General features: G+C 60.6%; 17 protein-coding genes. 6 read left to right on the forward strand and 11 right to left on the reverse strand.

Translation table 11 applies throughout. From position 1 onward, the window contains the following. Positions 1-72: 72 nt before the first annotated feature. Positions 73-771, reverse strand: coding sequence for a LuxR family transcriptional regulator (locus AB4Y97_RS06025; protein WP_441998111.1), 699 nt, complete (start codon positions 769-771; stop codon positions 73-75). Between the two features lie 356 nt (positions 772-1,127). Here AB4Y97_RS06025 and AB4Y97_RS06030 point away from each other — a divergent pair, with 356 nt between their 5' ends. Next, positions 1,128-1,892, forward strand: a complete 765-nt coding sequence (locus AB4Y97_RS06030) for a calcium-binding protein (protein ID WP_441998112.1) — start codon at positions 1,128-1,130, stop codon at positions 1,890-1,892. Between the two features lie 163 nt (positions 1,893-2,055). On the opposite strand, the gene AB4Y97_RS06035 is transcribed toward AB4Y97_RS06030, so the two are convergent. After that, positions 2,056-2,535 (reverse strand): GNAT family N-acetyltransferase, encoded by a 480-nt coding sequence (locus AB4Y97_RS06035; RefSeq protein WP_441998113.1) that lies wholly within the window; start codon positions 2,533-2,535, stop codon positions 2,056-2,058. A 262-nt stretch (positions 2,536-2,797) separates the two neighbouring features. Here AB4Y97_RS06035 and AB4Y97_RS06040 point away from each other — a divergent pair, with 262 nt between their 5' ends. Then, on the forward strand, positions 2,798-2,989 hold the full coding sequence (locus tag AB4Y97_RS06040) for a hypothetical protein (protein ID WP_441998114.1): 192 nt from the start codon (positions 2,798-2,800) through the stop codon (positions 2,987-2,989). A gap of 46 nt (positions 2,990-3,035) precedes the next feature. Here the strand turns inward: AB4Y97_RS06040 and AB4Y97_RS06045 are convergent, their stop codons facing one another. After that, positions 3,036-3,809 carry a pentapeptide repeat-containing protein gene (locus AB4Y97_RS06045; protein WP_441998115.1) on the reverse strand — a complete coding sequence of 258 codons (774 nt, stop codon included), beginning with the start codon at positions 3,807-3,809 and terminating at the stop codon, positions 3,036-3,038. A 405-nt stretch (positions 3,810-4,214) separates the two neighbouring features. On the opposite strand from AB4Y97_RS06045, the gene AB4Y97_RS06050 reads away from it, so the two are divergent. The 3 genes from AB4Y97_RS06050 (at position 4,215) to AB4Y97_RS06060 (ending at position 6,025) form a co-directional block, all read left to right on the forward strand. Next, complete coding sequence (locus AB4Y97_RS06050) at positions 4,215-5,012, forward strand: outer membrane protein (RefSeq protein WP_441998116.1); 798 nt, start codon at positions 4,215-4,217, stop codon at positions 5,010-5,012. A gap of 307 nt (positions 5,013-5,319) precedes the next feature. Then, positions 5,320-5,646, forward strand: coding sequence for a c-type cytochrome (locus AB4Y97_RS06055; RefSeq protein WP_441998117.1), 327 nt, complete (start codon positions 5,320-5,322; stop codon positions 5,644-5,646). Between the two features lie 91 nt (positions 5,647-5,737). Next, positions 5,738-6,025 (forward strand): hypothetical protein, encoded by a 288-nt coding sequence (locus AB4Y97_RS06060; protein ID WP_441998118.1) that lies wholly within the window; start codon positions 5,738-5,740, stop codon positions 6,023-6,025. A 116-nt stretch (positions 6,026-6,141) separates the two neighbouring features. On the opposite strand, the gene AB4Y97_RS06065 is transcribed toward AB4Y97_RS06060, so the two are convergent. The 8 genes from AB4Y97_RS06065 to AB4Y97_RS06100 all read right to left on the reverse strand — a co-directional run bounded on the left by AB4Y97_RS06065 (position 6,142) and on the right by AB4Y97_RS06100 (position 13,408). Continuing rightward, entirely contained in the window at positions 6,142-6,663 is a 522-nt protein-coding gene (locus AB4Y97_RS06065) for a hypothetical protein (protein WP_441998119.1), read from the reverse strand. A 183-nt stretch (positions 6,664-6,846) separates the two neighbouring features. Then, positions 6,847-7,641: an ABC transporter permease gene (locus AB4Y97_RS06070; RefSeq protein ID WP_441998120.1), complete on the reverse strand. Its 795-nt coding sequence runs from the start codon at positions 7,639-7,641 to the stop codon at positions 6,847-6,849. A 9-nt stretch (positions 7,642-7,650) separates the two neighbouring features. Next, a complete protein-coding gene (locus AB4Y97_RS06075; RefSeq protein ID WP_441998258.1) occupies positions 7,651-8,508 on the reverse strand; it encodes an ABC transporter permease in 858 nt (285 codons plus the stop codon). 20 nt (positions 8,509-8,528) lie between these two features. Continuing rightward, positions 8,529-9,638 (reverse strand): ABC transporter ATP-binding protein, encoded by a 1,110-nt coding sequence (locus tag AB4Y97_RS06080; RefSeq protein ID WP_441998121.1) that lies wholly within the window; start codon positions 9,636-9,638, stop codon positions 8,529-8,531. Positions 9,639-9,778: 140 nt separating this feature from the next. Then, positions 9,779-10,819 (reverse strand): ABC transporter substrate-binding protein, encoded by a 1,041-nt coding sequence (locus AB4Y97_RS06085; protein ID WP_441998122.1) that lies wholly within the window; start codon positions 10,817-10,819, stop codon positions 9,779-9,781. Between the two features lie 47 nt (positions 10,820-10,866). Then, on the reverse strand, positions 10,867-11,538 hold the full coding sequence (locus AB4Y97_RS06090) for an RraA family protein (protein WP_441998123.1): 672 nt from the start codon (positions 11,536-11,538) through the stop codon (positions 10,867-10,869). Positions 11,539-11,549: 11 nt separating this feature from the next. Beyond that, positions 11,550-12,356 carry a carbon-nitrogen hydrolase family protein gene (locus AB4Y97_RS06095; RefSeq protein WP_441998124.1) on the reverse strand — a complete coding sequence of 269 codons (807 nt, stop codon included), beginning with the start codon at positions 12,354-12,356 and terminating at the stop codon, positions 11,550-11,552. A gap of 140 nt (positions 12,357-12,496) precedes the next feature. After that, positions 12,497-13,408, reverse strand: a complete 912-nt coding sequence (locus tag AB4Y97_RS06100; protein WP_441998125.1) for a LysR family transcriptional regulator — start codon at positions 13,406-13,408, stop codon at positions 12,497-12,499. A 257-nt stretch (positions 13,409-13,665) separates the two neighbouring features. Here AB4Y97_RS06100 and AB4Y97_RS06105 point away from each other — a divergent pair, with 257 nt between their 5' ends. Then, positions 13,666-14,328 (forward strand): Crp/Fnr family transcriptional regulator, encoded by a 663-nt coding sequence (locus AB4Y97_RS06105; RefSeq protein WP_441998126.1) that lies wholly within the window; start codon positions 13,666-13,668, stop codon positions 14,326-14,328. Positions 14,329-14,444: the final 116 nt, after the last annotated feature.

The raw sequence follows: 14,444 nt of genomic DNA on the forward strand, positions 1-14,444 counted from the left end.
GTCCCCTCGATGTTTTTTGCATCTATTGAGGAGAACTATGTTTTCTGCCTATCCTAGAATCCTGGGATTGACTTAGAGGCGAAGTTCTCTTCGCTTCAGAGCTTCGGCAAGCGAATGGGTCGCGTTCCTCGTCCCGAGCTTTTCGCGGATGTGGCGCATATGGTCATTCACGGTCGCCTCGCTTATGCCGAGGATCATACCGATCTCCCAGAAGGTCTTGCCTTCTGCCGACCAGAGTAGCACGTCCCGCTCACGCTCCGTCAATCTGCTCTCGCATTTATGATAGGTGGGAGCGCGGATCGATCGCTCGGCAGCGCCATAGGCATAAAGCGACGCCAGATGGACCATGCGTCGCGCACTCGGAGCAAGCTCGATCTGTTGGCCCGCCATCGTCACGACAGCCTGAGAACCATAAACATCGTGAAGTGGAATGCAGAGACCGCCAGCGAGACCGAAATCCGTAGCCTCGTCCATCACCCTCTGAGGCTCTTTTCCCTGAATAAGCTGAGCGGGCAATTCGTCCCATGCGAATGGCTCGATGGTCGAGAAGCAATGACGGACGCAGGGATCATGACGGTAGTGGTTTACTTCCTTGTACCGCTCGAACCAGCCGATTGGCCATCCATTGAGCAGAATGTAAGGCTCCAGGCGCTCCTTTTGAGATGGCAGTCCAGTCACCAGGAACGAGGTGAAGCCGTACCGCGCCAGATATTCTGCAAGCCGTGCAAATATGGCTTCGGGCTCGTTAAGGCGCCCGAGAGCGTCGATCACCTCAAAAGTACTCGTCACATCAGAATTTGAGCTTTGATCCATCATGCCCCGGCGCAGGATATCGCATCGACTTCCCCAGGATAGCGAGATCCGGCCAATTATGATAATATATCAATAGTATTATAGCCAGCCTAAACCTTCCCCGATCCAGACGGCTCGGCCCTGCGCGTCAGGTGCAGCAGAGACACCCCTCGAACTTCCTTTCCAGAACTTCCGGATATTGGCAGAAGCACGGTCTCTTTCGATTTTATACGGTATTTATCTCAAGAACAGCAACAAAGACCCTGTCCTTTTGCGCCATTGCCCAGCGCCTCGCCATATGATCAATGCAATACTCTGCATAGTTCGAGGGTAAAATGGCTCGGCTTATCTGGAATGCATCCTACGGTCTCGATCTCAGAGATTTCAATCTGAGCAGCCTCTATTACGGCACCAGCTACACGAGCAAGTCGACCGTTTTTGCTGTGAACTACAGTTATCTATCGTTCCGCGACGAGTTTCGCGGCTATGGCTTCACATACGATGCAAAGGGCGTTCCCAACGGCGGCACTGTCACGAGCTATGCCGGGTTTCTCAGCGGCAAGAAGCTTGGATCCATCGACGGGATGAACATTCCCATCGTCAAGTTTGCGAAGGCCGCAGGGACGGCATCCAGATCGGACGATTTCGGGATTTATAAACTGGCTCTCGCCGGGAACGATACGATCGCGGGCGGCAAAGCAGGGGACAGGATCGAAGGTTTCGGCGGTGACGACAAGCTCGCCGGCGGCATCGGAGCCGACCGGCTTTACGGCGGCACGGGGGCCGATACCTTCATCTTCAAGTCCGTTCGCGACAGCGCGGTCGACAAAACCGGGCGCGATACGATCTTCGATTTCTCTGCGAAGCAGAAGGACAAGATCGATCTTTCAGGGATCGATGCGAACATCATGCGGGCGGGAAATCAGGCATTCACGTTCATCGCGAAACAGGACTTTCACAACAAGCCGGGCGAACTCCGTTACGAGACGGTGAAGGGCTATACCTACATCTATGGCGACGTGAACGGCGATGGACAGGCCGACTTCTCGATCCAACTCAAAGGGGCCATCAGCCTCGCCAAAAGCTACTTCATTCTCTAAAGCGTCAGGTGAGAGCATCGTGTGGCCGCAAAACCGGGTCCGCTTCTTCGCGAAAAACGATGCTCCAACAAAGAGATAGAGCGCACGCTCCAACTCCGTCCGAGCATGCGCTCCAGCAGGACAGCTTGCTGGAGAGTTGAAGTCGGGGTGCAAGACGCCTCCCCTACCGGCGAAACAGGATCGCAGGCTTGTCCTTGTAGTTCGTGCGCAGGAACTCCCGATACCCGCACTTTTCCGCGACACGGATCGAGGGCAGGTTTTCAGGGCTGATGATGCATACGGTCCGGGCCTCTCCGAAATGGGTGTCGCCCCAAGCGGTCGCCGCGCGCACGGCCTCCGTCGCGTAGCCCTTGCCATGCGCCTTCGGAATGAGAACCCAGCCGATTTCCGGCATTCCTTCGAGGGACGGTTCGATGGTTCGCTTGAAATCGGCAAAGCCGATCTCTCCCAGGAAGGCACCGGTCGCCTTTTCCTCGACCGCCCAAAAGCCGTAGCCCAGCAGCGACCAATGCCCCACATAGCGCAGCAGGCGCGACCAGACCTCCTCCTGGGTGAAAGGCCGGCCGCCGATGAAACGGGTGACACCGGAATCGGCCCACATGGCGAGGCAATCGTCGAAATCGTCGGTTCGGTGACACCGCATCCTGAGACGTTCAGTCTCTAGGACAGGGACTGCTGCTGCGGGATGAAAGAACGCGGACATGGAATCCCTTCTCGAAGACTATGATCGGCCCCAGGATCGGAAATAGCATTCGGAAAGCAACAGGAATCGTCACTAACCGGACGACGATCTGCCTCGGGGTACCCACCTTTCGAAATGCGAACCTTGGACTAACTGGTCTATGGTCGGGCGAATTCGCTGGGAACCCGCGGGAGCGATATCGCCCCAGCCAGGAGACGGTGAGATGGCTTCAGATCTTCACTTACCCCACGCCCTCCCCTTGGGCGAAACGGAATTCGCCGCAGGCAGCCTGTTCCGGCTTCTGAGGGAGGTGCTTGAGGATCCGGATCGCGCCAGCGAGATCACGGCGGCCATCGAGCGGATGATCGACGCGAAGATCGCATCCGCCTTTGCCCATGGCCTCGAGAGGGACTGATGCGGAAGCCGACACCGATGACCGCTTCCTCACCGGCGCCGGCGGTTCAGTCCTCCGTCTCGGTGCAGGGCCAGCTCGATGGCTGGGTCAGGCCGGAAGGAAGCTTTGTCTGCTGCGTGCCACAGGCAATGTCGATCTGCCTCTGCGTCAGCCCGGTCGCGCCGCTGAGATTCGCGCCGCCGAGCCGGGTCAGAAAGAGATAGGCCCTCGAAAAACCCACCCCCTGTAAATCGGCGCCGCTCAGGTCGGCGCGCGACAGATTCGAAAAGCTGAAATTGACGCCGGAGAGCTTCGCATTCTGAAATTCCACACGGGCAAGTTCGGCCTTCGACAGGTCCGCGCCAGAAAGATCGGCGCCTTTGAAATCGGATCTGTTGAATTCTGATTTGGACAGGTTCGCCCCGGCCAGTCTGGTCTGCGCGAAGTTGGAGCGGCTCATATCTGCCGAAGAAAAGTTGACGCCCTGCATGTCTGCCTTCGCGAAATTGGTGCGCCAGCCAATCGCCTTGGTGAAATTCGCCTTCGACAGATCGGCACCCTCGAAGCGCGTATAGCTGATCTCGGTTCCGATAAAGGTCGCGCCGGCCATGGCGGAGCCCGCAAAGTCGCTCGCGCCGAGAAACGCACCGTTGAAGACGGCCCCCGCAAAATTATCGCCGGACAGGACGAGACGCATCTTCGAGCAGCCGGACCAGTCGACCCGTGCGCCGGGCGCATCCCTGCAACCCGCTGCGGCCGGCCCTGTAGTGGCGAGCAGGAGCAGCAGAACTCCTGCTCCTGCGGATCCGGCTCGAACGAGCCTCTCGGCATTGCGTTGCATGCATTCCTCGCAGAACATACCGATTCAACCCCTGAGCTTGAACGGGCGTTCCGTGATGCCAATTGAAATCGTCAGGCGCAACGATGAGGCGGGAGCGGATCCCTTGTCCCATCGACAGCCATGCACAAAAGAAAAAAGCCCTGTTGCATTTGCAACAGGGCGAAGTTCTCTCCTCAAGGCAAACTCCCAGTCTTCCTGGAAACTCGCTGGCTTTATCAGCGCATATGAAGCTCACGCCGTCAACTTAATACTATTTCATAGTTTTAGTACTATTAATCCGCTACTACATAACATGCACTTGCAGCTCTTTAGTTTTTGTTAGTGGTGTTGCGAAACAGCAATACCCAAAACGGATTCCTCTAAGTAAAGGTGCAGCATCCCAACTCAAGAAAAGAGGAAGCTCTTATGCGTTCGTCTCTCCTCAGCCTGCTCGCCGGAACGGCAGCCCTGGCCATCGCCGCTTCTGCCGCACAGGCCGCGGATCTCCCCTCGCGTCGCGCTCCGGCTCCGATCATTGCTGCGGTCCCGGTCTTCACCTGGACGGGCTTCTACCTCGGCGTGAATGCCGGCGCTGGTTGGCAGAACCAGAATGACCGCACGGTCTTCATTCCCGGTGCCACCCCCGGCTTCGGCCCCGGCGGCGCTACCATCATCTCCACCAACAACAACGACGTCGGCTTCGTCGGTGGCGCCCAGGCCGGCTACAACTATCAGATCGGCTCGTTCGTCGTCGGTCTCGAGGCGGACATCCAGGGGACCAGCTTCGGCGGCAACAACCGGACCGCTTTCGTCACCGGTACCGTCCCGGCCGGCTTCATTGCGGCCAGCCGCGACAACGGCCTTGATTGGTTCGGCACGGTGCGCGCCCGCGCCGGTGTCGCCTTCGATCGCGCCCTCATCTACGCCACCGGCGGTTTCGCCTATGGCGGTGGCGGCGACAACAACAACTTCAACGGCTTGGTCAACAGCAACGACACCCGCACCGGCTGGGTTGTCGGCGGTGGCGTCGAGTACGCGTTCACCAACAATCTGACGGCTGGCGTCGAAGGTCTGTATGTGAACCTCGGCCGCAGCGGCAACAACGGCGTGGTCGGCACTCTGGCGAATGGCACGCCCGTGTTCGTCGCTGGCGTGGACAACCGCCGCGACAACGACTTCGCCGTCGTCCGTGCGAAGCTGAACTACAAGTTCTCGACCTACTAATACCCACGTCGCATTCGCGACAGACGAGGCCCGGTGTTGTCACCGGGCCTTTTTCATATCACCCAGGCAGCCGCTCCTTGGCAAAAACCGGGACGCCATCGACGGGACAGAACATCAAGCAGTGTCGGTCGGCGCTTAACCTATCATTCTGAAATAAAAGAAAATCAGGAAAGCACCGAGAGCCATAATAAGAAACGTCATCCGACCTAGAACGAGATCATATCCGGCGCATGACGGACTTCGTCGTTGTGCCGATGGTTCTCGCCCTTGTAGTGTACGGCGACCAATACTGGTGGAGTGAATAAGCTTGCGAAAGAAGAGCGCCCTTGCGCTGGGTTTGAGCCTGGCCTTTCTCGTCCCGACCTTTGCGGAAGCCGCTCAGGGCAATGTCCGCCGCGGCCGCGCCATTGCGCAGAAATACTGCTCCATGTGCCATGCCATCGGGCAGACGGATAAGAGCCCCAAGGAGGGCACGATCCCGTTCCGCGATCTTCACACGCGCTACCCTATCGACAATCTCGACGAATCCCTCGGCGAGGGCCTCGTGATCAACCATCCGGACATGCCGGAGATCTCCTTGAGCGTCGCACAGATCTTCGACTTCAAGGCCTATCTGCGCAGCCTGAACAAGTAACGAGCGGCAGGGCGACAGATCCCATCCGGCAAAGACTCGACTTCCGGCCGTCAGGGTTTAAGTAACCTTGCGTCAATAGCGGAACTGCAACATGCGTATTCTGGCGGCCCTTTCTGCCCTGCTTCTTTTCGGAACCACTCTTGCCGGTTGCAGTACCGGCGCGCCACAAGGCGTTCTTCCACGCACGGCCGTCCCGCCCCCGCCCTCTCTGGGCGGCACCGCAATGCGGCAGACGGCGGCTTCCGAGCGTGTCGATCCAGCGATCCAGCGCCGGGCCATCGACGTGCCAGCCAAGCTCGAAACATCGCGCCCGTCGTCACCACGAACCATGGAACCCGTCTTGACCGGCAGCGGCGTCGGAGCGGGCTTCCGTTTCTGACTCGGCACCCAGAATTTCCAAGGCTACCTTTCGCCTCTCCAATACCAAACACCCCGTCCGTTTGTGAACGGAAGAGGTGTTCAAGGCGAGGCGATGACCGGAAAGTCTCTCGGCGGTTACGAGCCGAAGATCTCAGCGCAGCGGGACAGGGAGAAGGCTGCTCCTTCCGTATCCCGATTGATCCGGACGGCAATAATCGTGCCTTGATCATCCGCCGTGATCTGCGCCTCGCAGAAGAGCGAGACGTGTTGCGCAGGACGGACCATGGTGGTCGTAGGCGCAGCGGAAAATCCGAATGACGAATTCGTCGTGCTCGACCGCGTCACGGTCACACCCGGCGACGGGTTGGCGGTAACCGTCGTGGTCTTCGATGTCGAACTGAGTGGCCTCGAACCGAAATTCGAATTTGTCTGGTATTGAGCAGGCCTGACGAAGCTCGTCTCCCCTCCCCGCCACGTATAGATCATGCCGCCGGAATCGAGCGTATAGCTCGAGATCGGCGGGCCGTTCTCGACGAAGAAATTGTCGATCGGCTGCCCGATCCACTTGGCACGAACGGCACTCGCCGCCTCCTCCGTCGTCTTGCAGCCCGCGACAGCCAAAGCGACAGCGAGCACGGCACCGATGGTCTTGAACATAACGCCCCCAAAATCCTCTCTGTTTGGAGAGTATCTTCCTCAAAGACGCCTGGGGCGCAACCGCCGTGAGCGGGATATTTTTCCTTGATCACAATTCTGAACAGGACCGATCCCGCCATAGAAAAACTCCCTCCCGACAATGATCGGAAGGGAGCCCTTTTACGTTTCTCGATGCTGCTCGGATCACTTCACGAAAGTCTTCGACAGGCCGACCGTGCGGTCGACGATCATGACGACGGCGAGCGTGAGGATGATGAGGAGAACGGAAACGCTCGCCACCAGCGGATCGGCGCGGCTCTCCACGTGGTGGAACAGTTCCACCGGCAGCGTGGTCAGTCGCGGCCCGGTGAGGAAGAGCGTGATCACCACCTCGTCGAACGACACCAGGAAGCAAAGCGCCGTGGCGGCGACGATTCCGGGCGCCATCATCGGCAGCGTCACGCGCCGGAACACGGTGATCGGTCTGCCGCCGAGAGTCGACGCGGCCTCCTCGCACGCAATGTTCAGATTGCCGAGCGTCGTCGCCAGCACGCGCAGGGCGTAGGGCAGCGTGATCACGAGATGGCCGATCACCAATCCCCAGAACGAACCGAGGAAACCGGCCGATGCGAAGACGATGAGAATGGCGAGGCCGAGGACGATGGTGGGTAGGAGCAACGGCGCGGTGAAGAGGTTATAGAGAAACCCCGATCCCGCCGTCTTCATCCGCACGATCACATAGGCCGCCGGAACGGCCGCCGCCAGGGATAGAACCGTGACGATGGCGCCGAGCATGAGGCTCGTCCAGAAGGCCGAGATGATCGCTGTGTTCTCGGCCAGCGCTGTGTACCAGCGCAAAGACCAACTCTGCGGCGGGAACGACAGAATCTGTTCGCCGCTGAACGAGATCGGCACGACGAGGATCACGGGCGCGAGCAGAAAGAGAAAGAGAACCGCGACCAGGATCTTCATGGGCAGTGACGTATTGCCGGCTTCCATGGCGGCCTCCTAATCGATGGCCCGCAGCACGCGGGCATAGACGGCGAGCGCCGCTCCGAAGATGACGAGCACGAGGATCGAGAGGGTCGATGCCAGGGGCCAGTTCAGGGTCACGATAGCCTGATCGTAGATCTCGGTGGCCAGCAGGAAGACGCGGCCGCCACCGAGCAGCTTCGGCGTGATGAAGGACGACACTGCGAGGACGAAGCAGAGCAGGCAGCCGAGCGCGATGCCGGGCAGCGTGAGCGGCAGGATCACGCGCCAGAAGGTCCTGGCCGGCGGTGCGCCGAGCGTCATCGCCGCCTCCTCCACGCGCGGATCGAGACGCCCAAAACCGGCAAGAAGCGACAGGATCATATAGGGCATCAGAATCTCGACGAGGCCGATCACGACGCCGGTGGTGTTGAACATCAGGCGCGGCGGCGCGAAACCGAGGGCCGAGACAGCGCTCACGATGGGGCCCTGATCGGCGAGAAGCGCGATCCAGCCATAGGTGCGCACCACGGCGGAAGTCAGCAGCGGCGAGATCACCAGCACCGTGAGAAACGTGCGCCAGCGCCCCGTGCTGCGGTGGAGATAAAGCGCGATCGGATAGGACAGGACCAAGGTCAGGGCCGTGATCGTGAGGCTGACGACGACCGAATTGACAATCAGTTCGAGATAGAACGCGTCTCCAAACAGTCCGCTCCAGTTCGCGAGCGTGAATGTCTCGCGAATGCCGCCGCCGGACAGCGCCTCGTTGAAGGACATTCGAAGGAGATTGAGAACGGGCAGGATGAAGCCGATGGCATTCACCAGCGCGATCGGCAGCAGCAGAAGGGTCGCAGTGCCCGCCCGGCCGAGAGCCGGACGCGGCGCGGCGACCATGGGATGGGCAACGGCGGCGCTCATGCCGCCCTCCCGAACACCATCGTATCCTCGATACGCCAGGACAGCGAAACCGGCGCGCCCACCTTACGGAATCCGCGCCCGTGATCCGAGGCGGCCTCGACGACCATCTCCATGCCGCCCACATCCACATGATATTGCAGCAGGTCGCCGACGAAGGTGACGCGGGTCAGGCGCCCGTCGAGCCGGTTGAGCCCCTCGCCCGCAGCGCCATCCCCATCGCTCAGCCTGATCCGGTGCGGGCGCACCATGATCTCGACATTTCCGCCCGGCCGCCCGGGCACGCGCACGGCCGCCGAGCCGATGAAGACGGTGCCGTCACCCTTGGCGACACCATCGAGCCGGTTCGTGCGTCCGACGAAGGAGGCGACGAAGGGCGTTGCAGGCTGCTCGTAGACATCGACGGGGGTGCCTACCTGTTCGAGCTTGCCCCCCTTCATCACGACGACCTTGTCGCACATGCTGAGCGCTTCCACTTGGTCGTGCGTGACGAACACTGCGGTGATGCCGAGATTCTGCTGGATGTCGCGGATCTCGTTGCGCATCTCGTCGCGCAGCTTCGCATCGAGGTTGGAGAGCGGCTCGTCGAGAAGCAGGATCGAGGGGCGGATCACCAGGGCGCGGGCGAGCGCCACGCGCTGCTGCTGACCGCCGGACAATTCGCGCGGCTTGCGCTCGGCAAGCGCCTCGAGCCGCACCATGGCGAGGGCTTCCTTCACCCTCTTCTCGATTTCAGGCTTAGGAACTGCGCGCATTTCCAGGCCGAAAGCGACGTTCTTCGCCACCGTCATGTGGGGGAACAGCGCGTAGCTCTGGAAGACGAGCCCCATGTCGCGCTTGTAGACCGGCATCTGCGTGATGTCGTTGCCGCCGACGACGATGCGCCCGTCGCTCGGCGTGATGAGCCCTGCGATCATGCGCAGGGTCGTTGTCTTGCCGCAGCCCGAGGGCCCGAGGAGTGCCACGAGCTCCCCTTTCGGAACAGCGAGGTCCAGAGCGGCCACGGCGAGGGAATCGCCGTAGCGTTTCGTGAGACCGTCGAGGCGCAGGTGCGCGTCGAGGCCGGTCAACGCTGTCGGAGTCCCGGACAGGATTTTCTGATGCATCATAACGCGCTCCATGCAAGCTCTCGCGTTGGATCATGTTTCACCGAAACATGATCCAACTCTCATCCTTTGATTATGCATGATCTTTTCGAAAACCGGATTCCACTTTTCCGGATCATGCTTTGGGCTGCGGCAGGTCGGGATCAGCGGCTGAGCGGAATGACGCGCCGCCGCCATTGCTCCGTGATCTTGTCACGGATACCGGCCACGGCGATCCAGTCGATGGAGATCATCCTGTCCATCGCGCCCGCTGCCGTGCGATCGAGCGCGGCCTGCGAGATCTTCGCCTTGGCATTCGTGGGTGCGTAGAACATCCGTTCCGTGAAGGCCGCCTGGGTCTCGGGCTTCAGTGCGTAATCGATGAAGGTCTTGGCCGCCTTGCTGCTCGGCGCGTTCTTCACCAGGTTGATCGTGTTGATCTGGAAGCCGCTGCCTTCTTTCGGCAGAACCACGCCGAGCTTGCCGCCGGACGAGTCCGCATAGACCTGGGCGCGGGCGTTCCAGCCGATGCCGAGGGATGCCTGGCCATTGGCGATGGGCGCATAGACGTCCGGCTTCGGATCCCAGGTCTGCACGTTGGGAGCAAGCTCCCCGAGCTTCTTGATGCCGGCCTCGACGCTGGTCTTGTAATCGCTGCCGCCGGCCATCTTGTCGGTGATGATGGTCAGCGTCGTGCCCTGAATGTCAGGCACGGCGGGGATGGCGACCTTGCCCGCATATTGCTTGTCCCACAGCGCATTCCAGGAGGTCGGCGCGGTCTTCACCTGGTCCTTGTTGTAGAGCAGGACGAGGTTGTCGAAGGTCACCGCGACGCCGCTGACGCCCTCCGCACGGGCCGCGGGATAGAGGTCGGCGACGTTTTTCGACACGCTCTCGTCGATCTTGTCGAACAGGCCCTCGTCTGTGCCGGCCTTCGACACCGACACGTCCATGATCACCACATCGATCTGCGGCGCCGATTTCTGGGCGCGAAGCGTGCCGAGCATCTGGGCGGAATTCGGCATGCCGTAGAACTCGACCTTGATGTCCGGATGAGCCTTCATGAAAGGCTCGATGACCGCCTTCGTGTAATGATCCTGGAAGATGCCGCTATAGGCCGCGAGCGTGACCGTCTCGGCGAAAGCGGGTGTCGACGCGGCAAGGGCCAGCGCCGACACGCCGAGAAGAGTTTGCAGTTTCGTCATTGTCTTATCCCTCTGAGTTGTACTGCGATGACTTCGTGACCACCGCGTCAGGCGACGCGTCGGAGCTTCTCTTCCACGATGCGGGTCGCACCGGACATGTCCGGCAGCTTCTCGCCGTTGCGCAGACGCTCCAGCGTCTTGATCTCGGCTTCCTGCATGCCGATGGCGCGCTCGGCGACCGCTTTGGCGTCGGCGGGATTGAGCACGATTACGCCGCTCTCGTCGGCGAGGATCGCATCACCCGGCTCGATCACCTGACCGCCGACCGTCACGGGCACGTTGATCGCGCCTTCCAGGCCGAGGATCTTGGTAGTGATCGGCGACGGGCCGCGGCACCACATGCCCATCTCGACCTTGCGGATTTCCGAGAAGTCGGTGGCGGGACCGTCGATGATGCCGGCCTTCACGCCCGCGATCTTCATGGCGTGCGTGACGACGCCGCCCCAGCAGGCGTGTTTGTCGTCGCCGCAGCGATCCACCACCACGATGTCGCCCGGCCGGACGAGCTTGGTCAGGTAGTGCAGGATCGTGCTGTCCGCATGCGGCAAGCGCACGGTGACTGCCGTTCCGGCGATGCGCTTCTCCGGCAGCACCGCGCGCAATTCGCGGTCGAGGAAGCCGGAATGGAGGAAGTGGCCGACGGTCGCGGTTTCGACCTTCTCAAGGAGCGCAACGAGCTCCTGAGAGATCTGCTTCGGCATGGGATTGACGGTGAACATTGGCAATATCCTCAAGCAAGAACATGGTGCTTGGCGACCGGCACGTTGCCGCGCACGACGCCCGTGTAGTCGAGGTCGAGACTGGCGCTGGTATTGGACACGCGGTCCGAGCACTGCGCGACGATGTGGCCCCACGGATCGATGACCATGGAATGGCCCCAGCACCACTTCTTGCCGCCGGCATGGGCCCCGACCTGGCCGACCGCGAGGAAGTAGGTCTGCGTCTCGACGGCGCGGGCACGGGCGAGCACTTCCCAGTGATCCTTGCCGGTCATCAGGGTGAAGGCGGCGGGCAGCACGATCACATCGGCTCCGGCGTCACGCAGCTTGCGGAACAGCTCGGGGAAGCGGATGTCGTAGCAGATGGCGCAGCCGACCGTCACGTCGCCGACCTTGTAGGTCACGATATCCTGGCCACGGCTGATCGTATCGGATTCGCGGTAGCTGACGCCGCCGGGGGTGTCGACGTCGAACAGGTGGATCTTGCGGTACTTCGCGATTTCCTTGCCCTTCGGGTCGAAAACCAGCGTCGTGTTGTAGTGGTTGTTGCCCGCGCGCTCGACGACGCTGCCGGCATGGATCGTCACACCGTGCTTGGCGGCCAATTCCGACATCAGGCGGTAGGATTCACCATTGGGGAACTCCTCGGCGCTGCCGTGGACATTGTCACGACCCTCCCCAAGGTAAGCATAATATTCCGGCAGAACGATGAGGTCAGGAGCCTCCTCGTTCACGGCCTTCTCGATCAGGGCAGCAGCGGTTTTAAGGTTCGCCGCCTTGTCATCCCCGGAATTCATTTGGATTAGACTGACTTTCACGTCCCGGCCTCCGTTGGAACTAAGGCCAGCAGGTTGAGCAAGCGGGACAAGTCCGTACAAACGCGAAATACTTTTCCTGCAGGGCAAGTTTTGCTTGTTCGGCACTGCACAACAAGCATTTTCAAGGAATTAGCGCCTCCCTACCACGAGGCGCCGTCGGTTTGGGCGAGCGAGAAGCTGTGTGCGACATCCTGCGCCATCTGCGCCGCGACCGCGGAGATCAGGTTGTCCGGGTGATCGGAGTAGACGGCCTGGAAGGTCAGCGGTGGGAAAGCGGGCGCGACGTCGAGCTCGACAAGGGCCCGCGAAGCGAGCCGGTCGCGGACGATGACCTTGGGCAGGGGCGTCACTCCGATGCCGTCCTGCGCCAGCCGCATGATCGTGGCGAGCGAATTCGAGTTGTAGATCGTGGGGTCCTCGATCCCGGCCTCGGCCAGTTGCCGGAGCACGCGATGATGCGGCTGGCTGTCCTTGGAATAGGCGAGGATCGGCTGGTTCGCGACCTCGGCCAGGGTCAGCGGCCTGTCGGGGAAGCCGAGCATGGGGCTCGCGAGCCAGGTGCATTGAAAGGTGCAGAGATCGAGATTGATGAGATCCGGTGCAATGACCGGGCCCATGATAAGCGCCAGGTCGACCCTCCGGTCCGACACGTCGCGGGCAATATTGAGGCTGGTATCGGTGTTGAGGTCGATGGCGACGCTCGGATAACGCGCCCGGAAGCGATCGATGAATTGCGGCAGCCAGGCGTGGACGATGGAATCGATGGTGCCGATGCGGATCGAGCCGCGCAGGCTGCCCGGATCGCTGACCGCCTCGCGGAATTCGTTCGCGACGCGGACCAGCTCCTCTGCCTTCGCCACCGCCTGCTGGCCCAGCACCGTCAGGCGCACGCAGCGCGCATCGCGTTCGAAGAGCCTGATGCCGAGGTCGCGCTCCAGGGTGGCGATCCGGTTCGAGATGGCGGCCTGCGTCGTGTTGAGCTTCTCCGCCGCAGCGCTGAAGCTGCCGAGGCGGGCAACCCAGAGGAAGGTTTCGACAAATCGAAGATTCATTCCCTCTCGATCCTCAGATCTAAGCCAAGACCCAAGTTGACATGCGCGATCAAGTTATAAAATATCAATACGGATCTCTTCTTTATTCTATTCCGACAACCATAGGTCTTTAGATCGAAATAATCCATAAGGCCGAGTTATTTCTGGAACGCTTGTCACCTTGGTTATTACGGATGTGCGACACCGCATATCCGCCTGACTTCATCATAGGAATGTTATATGCCGCAACAGCATATCGAAACAGGCGGGGCCTTTTCATGACATGGATTGAAGCCATCGGTTGGCTGGGCGCCGCGCTCGCCATCACCGGCAGCGCGATGCGCACCATCATCCCGTTGCGCTGCATCGGCATCGCGACCAACCTCGTGTCGCTCACTTATGCGAGCCTCATGGGTCTCTATCCGAGCATGACGGTGAACCTGATCCTGCTCCCGCTCAACGGCATCCGGCTCTATCAGATGCTGAGGCTGATCCAGAAGGTGAAGCACGCCTCCAAAAGCGACCTGTCCATGGATTGGCTCAAGCCCTTCATGACCCGGCGGACGGTGAAGACGGGCGAGACCCTGTTCGCCAAGGGCGACGGTGCCGATTGCATGTTCTATACCCTCTCGGGCCGCTACCGGCTGAAGGAACTCGGCATCGATTTGCCGCAGGGCCGGATCGTCGGCGAGATGGGCTTCCTCTCGCCCGACAACAAACGTACCCAGACGCTGGAATGCCTGGAGAGCGGCGAGGTTCTCAGCATCACCTATGACGAGGTGCGCCAGCTCTATTTCCAGAACCCGGAATTCGGCTTCTACTTCCTGCGCCTCACCACCGAACGCCTCTTCGACAACATGGAGAAGATGGAAAGCGAACTCACGCGCCTGCGGAACGCCCCGGCAGGCCGCACCGAGGTCAGGGAGGCGATCTCAGCTTAGAATTTTTATAAGCTACGGCCAGTTTAGAATTCCTATAAACCATTGAAATAATTAACTTTTTTGTTGACGCGTTCTCCGCCGCGTGGTTCTTGCGGGGGTGACTGGGACACGAGGTC

It is taken from the genome of Microvirga sp. 2TAF3, from assembly GCF_052114965.1.
Taxonomy (GTDB): domain Bacteria; phylum Pseudomonadota; class Alphaproteobacteria; order Rhizobiales; family Beijerinckiaceae; genus Microvirga.